The sequence below is a fragment of the Acinetobacter sp. G18 genome, from assembly GCF_052660225.1.
In genome coordinates, this window is sequence record NZ_CP109658.1 from 1,812,799 (window position 1) to 1,828,860 (window position 16,062).

Sequence of the window (16,062 nt, forward strand, 5' to 3'; positions counted from 1 at the left end):
TCCTTATCCTGTTGCCTTAACGACGTAATTTCTCAATCTTATCTTCATCAATTTCAATGCCTAAGCCCGGAGCTGTTGGCAAATGCAATTCAAAGTTTTCGTAACGTAGCGGCTCTTTTAAAATTTCTTCGGTCAGTAATAACGGACCAAATAATTCAGTACCGAACGCTAACGTTTCAAAAGTTGCAAATGCATGAGCAGAAGCAATACTTCCTACAGGGCCTTCAAGCATGGTACCGCCATATAGGTCGATTCCAGCTAAACCAGCAATTTTGCCAACTTCACATGCTTCAATCAGGCCACCTGATTGTTCAATCTTCACGGCAAATACATCTGCACCATGATTTTTTGCAATACGGTATGCACTGTCAGGTCCAGTTAAAGCTTCATCCGCCATAATGGCTACATCAAAACGATGGGTGAGGCGAGCAAGTGCTTCGGTATTTTGAATTGCACATGGCTGTTCAATTAAATCGATTCCACCATCTTGGAGCTGTTGAATACCATGAATACATTCAAGTTCTGACCATGCACGGTTTACATCTACACGTACACTAACATCAGCACCTAATGCTTTTTTAATCGCAATCACATGGTCAACATCTTGCTGTAAAGGACGTGCACCAATTTTAAGCTTGAACGTGTTATGACGCTTTAGCTCAATCATTTTGCGAGCTTCAGCAATATCTTTTTCCGTGTCACCAGACGCAAGCGTCCAAAGCACAGGTAAACTATTACGCAGACGTCCACCTAAAACTTCGCTTAATGGCACACCTAAACGTTTGGCCTGAATATCAAGTAGGGCAGTCTGAATGGCACACTTGGCAAAGCGGTTACCATTAATATTTTTACGAATCAGTTTTAGCGTTTGTGCAACATTTAAATCTTTAACTGATGTCAGTAATGGTGCAAAGTAAGTATCAATGTTGGCTTTGACACTCTCAGGACTTTCTTCACCATAGTTCAGCCCACCAATGGTGGTGGCTTCACCCCAACCGACAATACCATCCGTGGTCGTAATTTTAACGAGTACCAAAGTCTGGGTACGCATAGTAGTCACAGACAACTGGTGAGGACGGATAGTTGGAATATCCACAAGTATGGTTTCTATGGTTCTATACATGAAGTTTCAACTATTACGAACTTGTTTGTATACCATAGAAGAATGTAATAGCCTAAAATAGATATAGAACGGTATTTTAAGATACTAAAAAGGTATATTAATGGAATTAAGACATCTACGTTATTTTGTTACCGTGGTTGAAGAACAGAGCCTGACCAAAGCCGCAGAAAAGCTTTTTATTGCCCAGCCGCCTTTAACACGCCAAATCAAAAAACTAGAAGAAGAATTAGGGATCGATTTATTCGAAAAAGGCTCTCGTCCATTAAAAGTAACGGAAGCAGGGCTGTTTTTTTACCAACATGCGGTGCAAATTTTGACGCACACCGCTCAAGCTGCTTCGATGGCTAAAAAAATGAAGCTAGTCGAGAACGTTGTTAAAGTAGGGTATGTAAGCTCGCTTCTTTATGGGCGATTACCACAGGTCATCTATCTATTTAGACAAAAAAATCCTGACATTCATGTTGAGCTTATTGAGTGTGGTACACGAGATCAGGTTGAAGCATTAAAACTCGGTAAAATCGATTTAGGTTTTGGTCGCTTGCCAATTAGTGACCCTGCCATTAAAAGGCTTTTACTTCGCAAAGAAAAATTAAAACTCGCGATTCATAAAAAACATCCTTTAAGTGAGTTCCAAGAGTCAGGAATTTATTTATCTCAAATTATTAATGAGACAATTTTCTCTTATCCAACTACACCTAAACCGAATTTCTCGACCACTATTCAAGCTTTATTTACCAAATTAGGTCTAGTTCCAGCCAAACTGACAGAAGTCCGAGAAATTCATATGGCACTTGGACTAGTGGCATCTGGCGAAGGTATTTGTATTATTCCGGAAAGTGCTTGTGATATTGGTATGAAGAATTTAACTTACTTAAATATCTTGGATTTAGAAGCCTATAGTCCAATCTCTCTATCCATGCGCAACATGGATCAAAGTTCCTATATTCCTAAAATTTTAGATTGCATTGAAGAGATTTATAGCGAAGAAGATGTGTCTAGAAACTTGAATTTATAAACCTTTAAGGTTCTTAAAGTGGATATTTCATGTTATTTTAAAACTTTAAACCTATAGGTAATATGTAAAAGGAATTATTGAATGAGAAAAATTTTAGGTTTAGTTTCACTTATTATGTCTACTAGCGTTGTACATGCAGAACAATTAAAAGAACAAGAAAAAACCTCTCCATATAGCGCAAATGTTACTTTTGCTAGTCAATATATTTCACGTGGTTTCCAACAAACATGGGGTAAACCAGCCTTACAAGGTGGATTGGATTATGCCAATCCTAATGGTTTTTTTGTAGGGACTTGGGCATCAAGTGTCAGCTCTAACTATCTGCGAGATGCCTCGGTTGAATGGGATTTTTATACAGGTTATTTAAAAACAATCGATAAATTTTCAATTGGGATGTCGGTTTTTTACTACTACTACCCAGGTGCGAAAAGTACACCAGAAACGGGGAGTAGCAGTTATAACTATGGTGAGATCGTACCTCAAATTGGCTATGGTCCTTTAAGCCTTAAATACTTTGTGACTTACACACCAGATTATGCTGGTTATAACTCTAAAACCATGGGGGGACCTGCTGGTAAAAGGTCGAGAGGATCAAGTTATTTAGATCTTAACTTTACACAGCCTATCAGTGATACTTGGACTTTTGGCGCTCACTATGGCTATGAAAGAATCAAAAACTTTTCAGAGTCGAATTTTCAGGATGTTAAAGCCGAACTTATTAAAGATTTAGGTGATGGTTGGAGTACAGGACTAGCGTATACAAAAGCATGGGATAAAAATGCTTATTATAAAAAGTATAGCAATGGTGAGGCAGGTGCACCTATTTCAAATCCAATCGATTCGACTTTTACAGTGTCTGTAAAAAAGGTGTTCTAAGTTAAACTTATGAGTAATGGTCTCATTAACTACGTTTGAAAGTTAGGTGTAAATTTAAACTTCCAAACGCAGTTAAAATTAATTTTTATTGAATTAAGGTCGGCAAATTAAGGACGACTTGCGCATCTTCAATAACATCTAAACGGAGAATTTTTGAAGCGCCAACTTCATTAAGCAACTTTGTTAAAGGCCCATCGTGTTTCTGAAGTTGAACATTCTTTGGAAAAAGGTTTTGTGCAAAAGAAAGGATATTAGATTGAACGTCTGTTCGGTGCCATTTTCCATCAACTACATGCAGCATAGTTGCTTTATTAATATGTGTTTCAGAATCGACACGTTTTAAAGTCGGTACAGGGGTTTTTAAGCTTAAATCTAACTTTCCATTAAGATCAAAAATATTGGCTTGAGCTTCTTTTGAGTTAATGTCGACGTCAATTTTAGTTAACCATTTTGGTAGTTGGTAACCATATACACCACGTACTCTGGCGATTTCAGTATCAACAGGCAAAGCTAAAACATGTGCATAAAAATGACGTTGACGCATCGATTTCATTAACTCTGCAATATGTGAACCACGAGCATTAGGTTTACGGACCACAATCGCAATCGATACTTCGTTATAAGGGTCATTGTCACAAACAGAATAGGTAAAAAAAGTAACAGCGACCAACCCGTAACCCGGAAATGGTTGTAATGGTGTTAAGCCAGCTGGAAGTTTTGCTTTAATTTGCTTAATAGGCGCAAGCATGAGCAGTTGTACATTCGCACTACGATAATAAAAGTTGGGTGCCCAGACAGGACCTACACGTGATTCCACAATTTTTTTAGGAACATGACGGAAAAAGTCGATGTCACCAACAGCAGGATCTTGAGCGACTTCATCTAAATCGGGGTTCATTCTGAAACGGTCATAATAACCACCTTTGGGTACTTTGACTTTTTGTTGCCCAAATTCAACTTCAGTAAACTGTTGTTTTGTATTCATGAAAGTTCACCTTTACATTAATTGACCGAGTAGCTAATGCTGTATATTTCAAGACGTGTTAATTTAGAACCAGTTCAGAAACTATAAGTTTAAAGTTAACTTTAAAGTCAAGATTTTAATTTTGATGATGAAAGTCTTTGACATTTAAATGAAATAAAAAAGGGGAAAGATGAGAAGAATTTAAGGCGGAACTTTCATATAAATTTGATTTTAAAATGCAATTAAGGTGATTGACCTTAAAGTTAACTTTAAGCTTAATATAACTATCTAAACCCTTATAACGAATCAACAAGCAGTTTTTCAGCAGGAGAACAAAGATGGGATATGTAACCACAAAAGACGGCGTAGAAATTTTCTATAAAGATTGGGGTCCACGCGATGCCCAAGTATTATTTTTTCATCACGGTTGGCCTTTAAGTTCAGATGATTGGGATACTCAATTACTTTTTTTCCTTAAAGAAGGTTTTCGTGTAGTTGCTCATGACCGCCGTGGGCACGGGCGTTCGAGTCAGGTGTGGGATGGTCATGATATGGACCATTACGCAGATGACGTTGCAGAAGTGGTGAAGCATCTGAATATTAAAAATGCAATTCATATTGGCCACTCAACAGGTGGCGGTGAAGTAGCTCACTATATTGCACGCCATGGTCAGGAAAATGTTAAGAAAGCTGTTCTTGTGAGTGCGGTTCCACCATTGATGGTTAAAACTGAAAATAATCCTGATGGTTTACCAAAAGAAGTTTTTGACGATCTGCAAAATCAGGTTCTCACAAACCGTGCACAATTTTTCCGAGACCTTCCATCTGGCCCGTTCTATGGTTTTAACCGACCAGATGCGAAACCATCAGAAGGTATTATTGCTAACTGGTGGCGTCAGGGTATGACAGGCAGTGCAAAAGCACATTACGACGGTATTGTGGCATTCTCACAAACTGACTTCACCGAAGATTTAAAGAAAATCACGGTTCCTGTTTTGGTGTTGCATGGTGACGACGACCAGATCGTGCCTTATAAAACGTCTGGCGTAAAATCTGCAGAGTTACTTCAAAATAGCCAACTCAAGATCTATCCGGGTTTTTCTCATGGTATGTTAACTGTAAACCATGAAGTGATTAATGCTGACTTGTTGGCATTTATTCGTGAATAATTTAAAGCTTTAAACTTTAAAAAGAGGCCTACTAAGTGCCTCTTTTTTCTTTATAAGTAAATGAAATTAAAACTAATAAATATAGAAATGCTAAAAGGTATTGACATTAAAGTTAGCTTTAACCTTAAAGTAAAGCCATACTGAATGAGGTCATTCCAATGAAAGTGTTCGAAAAATTAGTATTCCCAAATGGCTCATATGTTCCTAACCGTATTGCTAAAGCAGCAATGGAAGAAAACATGGCTGATTTAAACCACGCACCATCAGAAGAATTAATGCTTTTATATCAAGCTTGGGCAAATGGTGGTGTCGGTCTAATCATTACTGGAAATGTAATGGTAGATCGCCGAGCGATGACTGGACCGGGCGGTGTAGTGCTTGAAGATGAAAAGCATCTGGATACTTTTAAAAAATGGGCACAAATTGGTCGCTCAAAAGGTGCTCAGATTTGGCTTCAAATTAACCATCCGGGGCGTCAAATGCAAGCGAACCTTGGTCAGCAGACTTGGGCGCCATCGGCTATTTCACTTGATCTTGGCAAAATGTCAAATCGCTTTAATACGCCAATCGAAATGACTGAATCTATGATTGCAGAGGTGATTCAGCGTTTTGCAAACACGGCGCGTTTAGGTGAAAAAGCAGGGTTTACTGGTGTAGAAATTCATGCAGCACATGGTTATTTGTTAAGCCAATTTCTTTCTCCACTGAGCAATAAACGCCAAGATCAATGGGGTGGTTCTTTAGAAAACCGTGCTCGCATTTTAATTGAGATTGTGGAAGCAGTTCGTAAAGTGGTTTCGCCTCAGTTTACTGTTGCAGTGAAACCAAATTCAGCCGATTTCCAACGTGGTGGGTTTAGCGCGGAAGATGCTCAACAAGTGGTTAAAATGCTAAATGAACATGCAGTTGATTTGGTTGAACTCTCAGGCGGTAGCTATGAAGCACCAGCCATGCAAGGTCAAGTACGTGATGGTCGCACACTTGCTTGCGAAGCTTACTTTTTAGAATTTGCACAAGAAATTCGTAAAGTTGCCAAAATGCCTGTTATGGTGACAGGTGGTATACGCCGTAAACAAGTGGCAGAGAAAGTAATTGAAAGCGGTGTCGATATGGTTGGCATTGCCACAGCTTTAGCCATTGAACCTAATTTGCCAAATGCTTGGAAACAAGGTCAACATATTTCACCTGAACTCAAGCCAATTACATGGGAAAATAAAACATTGGCTTCACTTGCCAATATGGCTGTGGTCAAATTCCAGTTACGTAATGTAAGTGCTGGTAAAAAAACAAACCCAAATGTTTCACCAGCTTGGGCTTTAATTTTGCAACAATCAGCGATGTCATGCCGTACTCGCCAGTATAAAAAAGGCATGCGTGACTATTTATTTGCTTCTTAAAAAGTGAGTTGTGTTATGACAAATCTTAACGATTCAAACTGGATAATTTATGGAGCAAATGGCTACACGGGCGAGTTAATCGCTCGTGAAGCTGTACGCCAAGGTCTAAAACCGACTTTGGCTGGCCGTAACAAAGCTAAGGTTGAAGCACTTGCTCAAGAGTTGGGGCTTGATTATAAAGCTTTTGGACTTGATAACGTAAATGCGGTCAGTGAGCAACTCCAAGGTTTTAAACTGGTTATGCACTGTGCAGGGCCATTTTCAGCAACCTCAAAACCCATGATGGAAGCGTGTATAAATGCCGGCGCTCATTATCTCGACATTACGGGTGAAATCGCTGTATTTGAACTGGCACAGTCACTGAACAGCCAAGCTGAAAAAGCCGATATTGTGATTTGTCCGGGTGTTGGCTTCGATGTGATTCCGACAGATTGTGTTGCTGCTGCACTAAAAGAAGCACTGCCAGATGCGACCCATTTAGCACTTGGTTTTGACTCTAGAACAGGATTTTCACCGGGTACTGCTAAAACAAGTACAGAAGGCATGGCCGAAGGAGGAAAAATTCGTAAGAACGGAAAAATTACCACCGTTCCATTAGCACATTATGTCCGGACTATTGATTTTGGTGACGGTAAAAAAAGTGCCATGAGTGTTCCATGGGGAGACGTATCTACAGCGTTCTATACAACAGGTATTCCAAACATTGAAGTATTTGTACCCGCATTTCCCAAAATGATTTTTGGTGCGAAAATGATGAACTATGTACGTCCAATATTAAAAATCAATGCCGTGCAGAAGTTTATTAAGTCGCGTATTGAAAAAACAGTCGTGGGACCAAATGAAGAGCTTCGAGCGAAAGTACCTACCTATGTTTGGGGTGAGGCAAGAAATACCCGTGGGGAAATCAAAACTGCCCGTATTCAAACAGAAAATGCGTATAGCCTTACCGTAAATGGCTCACTGACTGTAGTGAATTATTTACTCAAAAATACCGTGAAAGGCGGTACATATACGCCAGCAAAACTGATGGGTTATAAACTAGTGACTGAGCTGCCGGGTTCTGGTCCGTTAGTCATTAATTAATAAAGCCCTTATTAAAACAGCATGTTGATTGATAGTCCCGAATAAGGAGTCATTCTTGTTCGGGTTATTTTTAAATATTTCAATTAAATATAGCTTTCTATAGATAAAAAGCAAAACAGAAAACAAAACACTCCATAAGAAATAATTCAAATTGAATATACTAAAAAGCGATAAATATTTTTCATAACAAAGGAATGAGAATAATGAGAAAACTTATACTCTTTCTACATGCATCGCTAGACAGTTTTGTGGAAGGTCCAAATGGGGCAATGGACATAGGCTGGATTGCTTACGATGTCGATTTGGCAAATCATGCAAAAGAAATTTTGAGCACTGCCGATACGGTGATTTGGGGACGTGCGACTTACCAAATGATGCATAATTACTGGCCAACCATGCTTTCAAATCCAGAAGCTTCGGAGCATGAACGAAATCACGCTGAGTGGATTGAAAAGACTGAAAAAATTGTTTTTTCAACCACCCTAGATAAAGTTGAATGGAATAATTCCCGTCTTGTAAAAGACCATGTCGAAGAAGAAATTAATAAGCTGAAACAAAAAGCGGGTAAAGATATGGTGATTCTGGGAAGTCCACGGTTCGCGCACTATCTCATGCAACTTGGTTTAATTGATGAATATAAAATTACGGTTTCGCCCGTTTTAATTGGTAGTGGCTTACCACTATTCCAAGGTATTCAGGAAAAGACCAATCTTAAGCTTATTGAAAATAAAACTTTTGCTTCTGGTGCGATAGCTCTTCACTATCAAAAGATAAGTTAATTTTTTCTATAATATTTATATGAAAAAGACGAATTACAGGGGTAGTCTGTAATTCGTCTTTTTAGATTTATTGAATTGTACTTAAACGCTTAATCACTGCTTCAGCAATTTCTTTACTTGATTGAGGGTTTTGTCCAGTAATAATTCTGTCGTCTGAAACCACATACGACGTAAACGGAATAAATGCTTCTTTGTATTTTGCTCCACGTTCAATGAGTCCATTTTGTAAAGAAAATGGAACTTGAGACTTAATACCTGAAAGTGTTTCTTCTATATTTGCAAAACCTGTAACAGTTCTACCTGCAATTAAGGGTTTGCCACTTTCATCCTGCAAAGGCAATAAACCACCCACGCCGTGACACACCGCTGAAACGACTCCACCTTGGCGATAGATCTGTTCGCTAATATTTTGCAAAGCTTTATTGTTTGGAAAATCCCACATGGTGCCGTGCCCGCCAGTATAGTAAATAGCTTTGTACTGGGTAGGATTTATCGCGTTCGGAGCTAATGTGGTTTTTAACCGATACATAAATGCTGGGTCCGCTAAATGCTGACGAGCAGATTTGTCTAGGTAAATAGACTTTAAGCTACGTTCATCTAGAGGCACTTCACCACCTAAAGGGCTTACAAAATCCATTTCATAGCCAGCATCTAAGGCCACATCGTAAAAATGAGTGAGTTCAGTCAGCCAAAGTCCTGTTGTATCCGAACGGGAAGGGTAAACCGAGTGATTGGTCATTATGACTAAAATTTTTCCATTTGCTTTGGTAAGGCTTTGAGCTTTATCTGACTCTGCGGCATGTACCACATCTGTAGTCAAAAAAATGGCAAAAATAATGCTTAACCAACGCTGAAAATTCCAAACTTTAAACATCACAGGCTCCTCATTTATCACCTGTAGCCAATCGTATGTTTAAAGCACACTTTAAGGTCAATAGAGTTGTTAAAAAATTACGGTGTTTTTGCTTTGTCGAAATAGAGATTCATAAGACGTTCTGCATTTTGCTCGCAGGTAATTTCATCGGGTTTGTTGTTGATTGCATCAATCATGGTACGTAAGTTTTGCTTACTCACCTTTAGCTTTTGTTCTAAAAGTTCTATTTCCTGAATTTTTAATTCAATTGTTTGGATGAGTGCGTCATGGTTCCAAGTGGCAACTTTTGAAGGCAAAAAAGCTTTAATTTCTGCTAAAGAAAAACCAACTTGCTGGGCTTGCTGAATGAGAGAAAGTTGCTTCAAATCGTTATCGGTATATTCACGATAACCATTCGATTTTCTTTTTGCTTTAGGTAAGAGTTTGATCTGTTCGTAATAACGAATTGTAGGGGTACTTAAACCGCTTAGTTTCGATAACTCGCTAATATTCATAGCCACATACTCTATTAACATTCAAGTTAACTTTAGACTTATAGTCGCTTAAAAGCAAGGTTCATAACTTTACCAAGCACACACTTTCAGTAACAGCTTTCTATGCTTTGATAGATGAAAGAATAGAATTATAAATATGAAAAATGAGGTGAGAAAATGTCTAAACGCATATTACATGTCGTGACGAATATTTCACGCTATAAGGATGTAGATGAACCGACAGGACTGTGGTTGGGCGAGCTCACCCATGCCTATGATGAGTTTGAAAAGCAAGGCTATGTGCAGGATATCGTCAGTCCAAATGGTGGTAAAACACCGATTGAACCTAAGTCACTTTTGCCGTTAGTTGCTGATAAATCTGTTAAAGACCGAGAAAAAGATCAAGCTTTTATTACGCTGCTGGCAAATACATTTAAACCTTCCGATATTAATTGGCAAGATTATGACGTGATCTACTATACGGGTGGTCACGGTGTGATGTGGGATTTTTTAGATAATCCTGAACTGCAAGAAATCACCAAAAATATTTATGAAAAAGGTGGGATTGTTTCGAGTGTTTGTCACGGATATTGCGGTTTGCTCAATGTCAGACTTTCAAATGGTAAACGACTCATAGAAGGCAAAAAATTAACAGGCTTTGCATGGAGTGAAGAGGTTCTGGCAGGGGTAGCGAAAAAAGTGCCGTACAATGCCGAAGAGCTCGCTAAAGAAAATGGTGCCCGTTATGAAAAAGCTTTTATTCCATTTGCACCGTATGTGGTTCAAGACGGCAACTTAATTACGGGACAAAACCCGTTTTCTGCTAAAAGAACAGCTTTAGCGATTATAGAAACGCTTGAAAAGAGTGCTTCGTAAAAATCACTCAAAGTTATAAATAAGATAAGCCGAACACTTAAAATGAGTGCTCGGCTTATTTATATCAAACTATGAACGCCACCAATAATTTTCAACATTCGGCTTGTTTAAGTTCAAAAGTTGTCCCATTTGCGGTGTGCTAATCGCTAACGCTTTTTCTTGAGCTAAACCGACAATACGTTCAAATGGGTCGTCCCAAGCATGGAGCGCTAAGTCAAAAGTACCGTTATGTACAGGCAACAAATGACGACCTTTTAAATCGATATGTGCTTGTAAAGTTTGCTCTGGTTGCATATGAACATCGGGCCATTCAGGGTCGTAAGCACCAGTTTCTAACATAGTCAAATCAAACGGACCATAACGGTGTCCAATCTCTTTAAACCCATCAAAATATCCCGTGTCACCGCTAAAAAATACACGTAAGTCATTATCAATAATCACCCACGAAGCCCAAAGCGTCGCATTGCTATCGCCCATACCACGGCCTGAAAAGTGATGAGCAGGGGTGGCAACCAATTTAAGCCCATCTACATGCGTGGTGTCCCACCAGTCAAGTTGTTGAACTTTTCCTGCTGGAATTCCCCATTTAATAAGGGTATCGCCCACACCAAGCGGTGTTAAGAAATGCTCAACTTTATCGTTAAGTTGCATAACCGCATGGTAGTCGAGGTGATCGTAGTGGTTATGCGACAAAATCACACCTTTAATGGGTGGTAATTCGGCAATGCTAATCGGTGGTTGGTGGAAACGTTTTGGACCAATCCACTGAAAAGGTGAAGCACGATCCGAGAAAACAGGGTCGGTTAACCAAAATTCATTGCGTAGTTTTAACAAAATGGTTGAGTGGCCCAAACGAAATAGAGAGCGGTCAGGCGCAGTTAAAAGCTGTTCTTTGGTTAAGCTTAAAACAGGAATTTCTTTGTTGGGTACTGTATCTTTGGGCTTGTTAAATAGAAACTTCCACATAAGTTGGAGCGTTTTGCCAAAAGAAGGCTTGTGTTGGTTTGGACGCGTATTTCTAAATTTACCATTGTGCTGCTGAGATGGCATTAAGGGAGAAGGCAAGTCTGTTGTGTTTGAAATCGTCATCTTGTTTTTCCTTATTGGAACAAACCTATATATGCAAATAAGAACTTGGGCTAAGTACTTATTTTGATTTAGTTAAATGAGTATTTACTCACTCATTAATTGGTTTAAAAATAAGGACGCCGTGCATCCTTACTCTTTTATCTATATTGAAACCGCATGCCAAAACGCTTCAAAGCCAGATTTGCGGTAACGCTCGGTTTGAGAAGGGTCTTGGGCAATAAAATTAAGTGTAACTTCTGCAAGCGCACCTAAAATTGAAGCAATAAATAACGGTGGATAATCTCTTAATTTGCCATCGTTAATACGTTCTTGAATGTTTTGGGTGAGATCACAAAAGGTTTGCATGCCAATTTGTTTGCTTTGCTCGGTAATTTGTTCCGAGGTCGAAAGCTGTGCCATTACTTTACGCTTAAGGGGAGCTTCTAAACTCCAGTCCAAATAGCTTTGCCAGATATGCGACATTTGTGTTTGTAGGTCAGCGTTAGTTGGGTAACTAAGCATCATGACCTGACGTAGCTCAGCCTTGAGCGAAAGATATAACTGATTCAGCAATTCTCCTTTATTACTAAAATAGGTAAATAAAGTACCTTCCGCGACACCAGCGGCTTTTGCAATTTTTGAGGTAGATGCACGTTCGCCAAGCTCTGCTAATGTTTCAATAGCAGCGCTTAAAATTGCATTACGTTTATCTTCACTACGAGGACGAGCCATATACAAACATATTAATTGAGTGATTACTCAATCATACACCGAAATTAGCAAAGTGCAAGTGAATCAAAATATTTGCGTAATAATTAGGATAAAAACAAAAGATTAATCATTAATTCAGCTATTTTATTGCCATGCGCTTTTGATCGTTCATACCATTCTTTTGCCTTAACTTTGTCTTTTTCTACGCCATGCCCTTTTTCATACATATAGCCTAGTAGAAATTCAGCAGAATTATCATTAGATTCAGCTGCCTTTAATAAATAAGTAAGTGCTTTTGTATAATCTTGATTTATTAATTTACCTTGATAATAAATAGAACCTAACATTGATTGAGCTACAGTATTGCCATGATTAGATGCATTGGTTAAAAGTTCAATCCCTTTATCTTGATTTTTTTCTAAGCCATCTCCTTGTAGGTAAGCAACACCTAATAGAGATGTAGCTCCATAATTTCCAAGAGCGTCTGCTTTCTTTAATAGTTCAAGATACTTTTTATTATTCTTTTCAATGATATTACCTTTTGAGTACATTATAGCTAAGAGGACCATTGCATTCGTATCATTTTTATTTATGGCTTTTTGAAGCCATTCAACACCCTTGACAGGATTTTTATCAGTTCCAAAACCATTAAAATACATATCTGCTACAGCAATTTGTGATTTGGTATAGCCAAGTTTTGCTGATTTTTCATACCATTCAAATGCTTTATGATAATCCTTAGGGTTCCCATATAATCCCTCAAAGTATGAATTGCCCATGAAGTGAATAACTTCTACATCTCCTTTCGCAACAGCTGCTGAAACTTTTTCCATATTGATAGTTCTACTTTCGGCATAAACAGTACTTTGTAGAAAAATAATAGTTAAAGTTAAAAATATTAATCGATTAAGAAAAAAAATCATGAAAGCTTATACCTTAGGCAGATTATCTTATATAAGTTAATGTTTGATTAATATATTATTGATTTAAAAAGTATATTCAATATTTTTTTGCGATTGGTTTACTTTGTGGCCTATAAAAAAATATGCTATTTTTCACAGCACTTTGGTGAGACTAATTTTTCATGTATCGATTTGGGCTCTTAATCGGCTTACTAGCAATATTGCTACAGAACCTCGTGTTCTGGCAAAGCCTATTGCCCAGCGAAATGCATCAGCAAATGGTATGTGAACAAATTAGTGGAATGATGAATCATTCAACTATGCAGTCTGAACCACATTTATCTCACCATATAAAAAATGATTCTCATGAAAAGCTCTTAAACAAAAACGTTCAGCACGACTCAAGCTTAAGCTGTCATTTTTGTTATCTCTATAGCCACATTGCAAATATTGATGGCTTCAAGTTCACCTTGTTTGCAATTGGTGTCGTTGTTCGTCTTATTATGCTGGCAACGATGAGCTATATATTATTTTATTTAAGACGCTTATTTCTTTCACCGCAAGGGCGAGCTCCGCCTAAACAACTTTGTTTTGCTTAATTTATTACTAGGTACGTGGCTGTTCCTATTTAATTACTAAACAGAGTTTGTCATGTCTAAATTTTTACTTCATCCACTTGCGTGGAGCATTTTATTTGCTCAATTTTCTATGTCAGCCATGGCACAAAGCCAACCTGAGAGCCAGATTGCCGAGCTAGAAAAAATTATGGTTAAAGCCGAAGAGAGCAGTGAAAACTCTAATTCTTCAACAGTGTTAACCCAATTTGACCATAGTTTGTTAGATGTTCCATTTACTAAGTCTCATGTATCGGCTCAAGATATTAAAAATAATAATATTCAACGTGTGAGTGATGCATTAGCTTTAGTTAATGGTGTGGTGTATCAAGATAGTTATGGTGGTGGTTTTTGGGATAACTATTCATTTCGTGGTTTTAGTACCGACCCCAACATGGGAACAAACTATTTACGTAATGGTTTGAGTTCTTTAAGTGGTATTCATACTGCAAGAGATATGGTGAATGTTCAGGCAATCGATTTTTTAAAAGGACCTATGGCAGCCATGTATGGGCAAGGAGCTATAGGTGGCATTATGAACATTACCACCAAACAACCAGAATGGACGCCAAAAAATGAAGTAAGTTTAAGTGGTAGTACATTAGAAGAATATCGAGCTTCACTAGATAGCACAGGCGCATTAAATGATGCTGTTGCCTATAGGCTTGGACTGGCTTATGAAAATAATCAGAGTTTCAGAGACCATGTCGACAGTCAGCATTATTTTATTGCTCCACAACTTGCATGGAAAATTTCGGATCAGACACAGCTTAATTTAGATACAGAATTTTCTGAACATCAAGGCGTGTTTGATCGCGGTGTTCCAATGGTAAACGGGGCATTTGTTGTCAATAAAAAGTCCTTTTTGGGTGAGCCTTCAGATGGGGACATTAAGGTTAAAGATCAACTGTACCAGTTACGGTTAAATCATCAATTTAATGAAAACTGGAATAACACGACAGCTTTAAGCTACGGTCATGGCGAACGGGAAGGAACCTCTACTGAAATTTCGAGTATTTCAGCAGATGGTCAAACTGCAAACCGATTTAGACGTTACCGTCAATTTGAAACAGATACATTTCAGTTCCAATCGATTTTACGCGGGAAACTAAATACAGGAACAATCAGGCACGAAGTAGTCGCAAACATTGAAGCTGGGCACTATACCATTGACCAAATTCAGCTTCGTAATGCAGTCGGTACATCTAGCCCGATTAATATTTATAATCCAGTTTACGGACAAAATATTTTAGCTCTGACCAGAACAACCAAAAATACCAAAGAAATTCAAAATATGCTGGGACTGAACTTACAAGACCAGATTTTTTTGAATGATCAATGGAATTTGTTGCTTGGAGGGCGTTTTAATCGTCTTGAACAACAAATTGATGACTACAGAACAGGAATATCGGCTCAGCAAAAATTTACACCCTTGAGTCCACGTGTTGGAGTGAACTATCAACCTACAACAAAGCTTTCTTTCTATAGTAATTGGGGGAAATCTTTTGAGTTAAATACAGGTCTTAATAAAGATAATCGACTGTATGACCCAGAGAAAACCAAGAGTTGGGAAATTGGGACAAAATACCAATTTTTACCGCAAAGCTGGTTTGGTCTAACTTATTTTGATTTAGATAAACAACATTTACTGACTGAAGGTATAACCGACAGTTATGTAGATAGTGGTCGCGTCCAAAGTCATGGTGTTGAAATAGAGTTAAAGCACAAGTTTAGCGATCATCTTAATGTAGGCGCGAATTATACTTTAACGAAAGCTTCTGTTTTAGAAAGTGAAGTCGATGCGAAAGGCGCTCGCCTTAAAAATATTCCTAAGCACACTGCAAACTTAAACGCAGATTATCAGTTTGAATTATTTGGAAGGGCAGCTGGCTTAGTAGGCAACGTCAATTACTTTGGGAAACGTAGTGCCAACTATATTGATAATGGAACAAGTTTGCCTGAGTTTACAGTGGTTAATGTCGGTGGGTATATGCAAGTGCGCCCAGATTTAAGGGTGCAGTTAAATGTTGATAATATCTTTGATAAAGATTATTACGTTTCAAGTTATACAGATGAATGGGTACAACCTGGTGAACCTTTAAAGGCAACTTTATCTATGACTTGGAATTTTTAAATAA

Annotated in this window: 16 protein-coding genes; 9 read left to right on the forward strand and 7 right to left on the reverse strand. The window is 38.2% G+C overall.

Annotated elements, in window-relative coordinates:
* Window positions 1-16: 16 nt before the first annotated feature.
* Window positions 17-1,123: a muconate/chloromuconate family cycloisomerase gene (locus NE363_RS08680; RefSeq protein ID WP_039252198.1), complete on the reverse strand. Its 1,107-nt coding sequence runs from the start codon at window positions 1,121-1,123 to the stop codon at window positions 17-19.
* Window positions 1,124-1,223: 100 nt separating this feature from the next.
* Between NE363_RS08680 and NE363_RS08685 the strand changes: the two genes are divergently transcribed.
* Together NE363_RS08685 and NE363_RS08690 are read left to right on the forward strand one after the other, a co-directional pair.
* The gene (locus NE363_RS08685; RefSeq protein WP_019458833.1) at window positions 1,224-2,138 is read left to right on the forward strand and encodes a LysR family transcriptional regulator; all 915 of its coding nucleotides are present in this window, start codon (window positions 1,224-1,226) and stop codon (window positions 2,136-2,138) included.
* Window positions 2,139-2,219: 81 nt separating this feature from the next.
* Window positions 2,220-3,014, forward strand: coding sequence for a TorF family putative porin (locus NE363_RS08690; RefSeq protein ID WP_445536270.1), 795 nt, complete (start codon window positions 2,220-2,222; stop codon window positions 3,012-3,014).
* Window positions 3,015-3,099: 85 nt separating this feature from the next.
* On the opposite strand, the gene NE363_RS08695 is transcribed toward NE363_RS08690, so the two are convergent.
* The gene (locus tag NE363_RS08695) at window positions 3,100-3,999 is read right to left on the reverse strand and encodes an acetoacetate decarboxylase (RefSeq protein WP_445536271.1); all 900 of its coding nucleotides are present in this window, start codon (window positions 3,997-3,999) and stop codon (window positions 3,100-3,102) included.
* A 317-nt stretch (window positions 4,000-4,316) separates the two neighbouring features.
* On the opposite strand from NE363_RS08695, the gene NE363_RS08700 reads away from it, so the two are divergent.
* The 4 genes from NE363_RS08700 (at window position 4,317) to NE363_RS08715 (ending at window position 8,406) form a co-directional block, all read left to right on the forward strand.
* The gene (locus NE363_RS08700) at window positions 4,317-5,147 is read left to right on the forward strand and encodes an alpha/beta fold hydrolase (RefSeq protein WP_445536272.1); all 831 of its coding nucleotides are present in this window, start codon (window positions 4,317-4,319) and stop codon (window positions 5,145-5,147) included.
* Between the two features lie 158 nt (window positions 5,148-5,305).
* A complete protein-coding gene (locus NE363_RS08705) occupies window positions 5,306-6,544 on the forward strand; it encodes an NADH:flavin oxidoreductase/NADH oxidase family protein (protein ID WP_445536273.1) in 1,239 nt (412 codons plus the stop codon).
* Between the two features lie 15 nt (window positions 6,545-6,559).
* Window positions 6,560-7,627 carry a saccharopine dehydrogenase family protein gene (locus NE363_RS08710; RefSeq protein ID WP_410565072.1) on the forward strand — a complete coding sequence of 356 codons (1,068 nt, stop codon included), beginning with the start codon at window positions 6,560-6,562 and terminating at the stop codon, window positions 7,625-7,627.
* A 203-nt stretch (window positions 7,628-7,830) separates the two neighbouring features.
* Window positions 7,831-8,406 carry a dihydrofolate reductase family protein gene (locus NE363_RS08715; protein ID WP_445536274.1) on the forward strand — a complete coding sequence of 192 codons (576 nt, stop codon included), beginning with the start codon at window positions 7,831-7,833 and terminating at the stop codon, window positions 8,404-8,406.
* 67 nt (window positions 8,407-8,473) lie between these two features.
* Here NE363_RS08715 and NE363_RS08720 read toward each other — a convergent pair whose 3' ends face one another.
* Together NE363_RS08720 and NE363_RS08725 are read right to left on the reverse strand one after the other, a co-directional pair.
* Complete coding sequence (locus NE363_RS08720) at window positions 8,474-9,280, reverse strand: type 1 glutamine amidotransferase domain-containing protein (protein ID WP_445536275.1); 807 nt, start codon at window positions 9,278-9,280, stop codon at window positions 8,474-8,476.
* A 77-nt stretch (window positions 9,281-9,357) separates the two neighbouring features.
* Window positions 9,358-9,774 (reverse strand): MerR family transcriptional regulator, encoded by a 417-nt coding sequence (locus tag NE363_RS08725; RefSeq protein ID WP_004701448.1) that lies wholly within the window; start codon window positions 9,772-9,774, stop codon window positions 9,358-9,360.
* A gap of 156 nt (window positions 9,775-9,930) precedes the next feature.
* On the opposite strand from NE363_RS08725, the gene NE363_RS08730 reads away from it, so the two are divergent.
* Window positions 9,931-10,629 carry a type 1 glutamine amidotransferase domain-containing protein gene (locus tag NE363_RS08730; RefSeq protein WP_445536276.1) on the forward strand — a complete coding sequence of 233 codons (699 nt, stop codon included), beginning with the start codon at window positions 9,931-9,933 and terminating at the stop codon, window positions 10,627-10,629.
* A gap of 69 nt (window positions 10,630-10,698) precedes the next feature.
* On the opposite strand, the gene NE363_RS08735 is transcribed toward NE363_RS08730, so the two are convergent.
* From NE363_RS08735 to NE363_RS08745, 3 genes are all read right to left on the reverse strand, one after another.
* The gene (locus tag NE363_RS08735) at window positions 10,699-11,718 is read right to left on the reverse strand and encodes an MBL fold metallo-hydrolase (protein WP_445536277.1); all 1,020 of its coding nucleotides are present in this window, start codon (window positions 11,716-11,718) and stop codon (window positions 10,699-10,701) included.
* A 141-nt stretch (window positions 11,719-11,859) separates the two neighbouring features.
* Complete coding sequence (locus NE363_RS08740; protein WP_445536278.1) at window positions 11,860-12,429, reverse strand: TetR/AcrR family transcriptional regulator; 570 nt, start codon at window positions 12,427-12,429, stop codon at window positions 11,860-11,862.
* An 83-nt stretch (window positions 12,430-12,512) separates the two neighbouring features.
* Window positions 12,513-13,241 carry a tetratricopeptide repeat protein gene (locus NE363_RS08745; protein WP_445536279.1) on the reverse strand — a complete coding sequence of 243 codons (729 nt, stop codon included), beginning with the start codon at window positions 13,239-13,241 and terminating at the stop codon, window positions 12,513-12,515.
* A 251-nt stretch (window positions 13,242-13,492) separates the two neighbouring features.
* Here NE363_RS08745 and NE363_RS08750 point away from each other — a divergent pair, with 251 nt between their 5' ends.
* Window positions 13,493-13,909, forward strand: coding sequence for a DUF2946 domain-containing protein (locus NE363_RS08750; protein WP_288420533.1), 417 nt, complete (start codon window positions 13,493-13,495; stop codon window positions 13,907-13,909).
* Window positions 13,910-13,961: 52 nt separating this feature from the next.
* Window positions 13,962-16,058, forward strand: coding sequence for a TonB-dependent receptor (locus NE363_RS08755; protein WP_445536280.1), 2,097 nt, complete (start codon window positions 13,962-13,964; stop codon window positions 16,056-16,058).
* The last annotated feature ends 4 nt before the right edge of the window (window positions 16,059-16,062 follow it).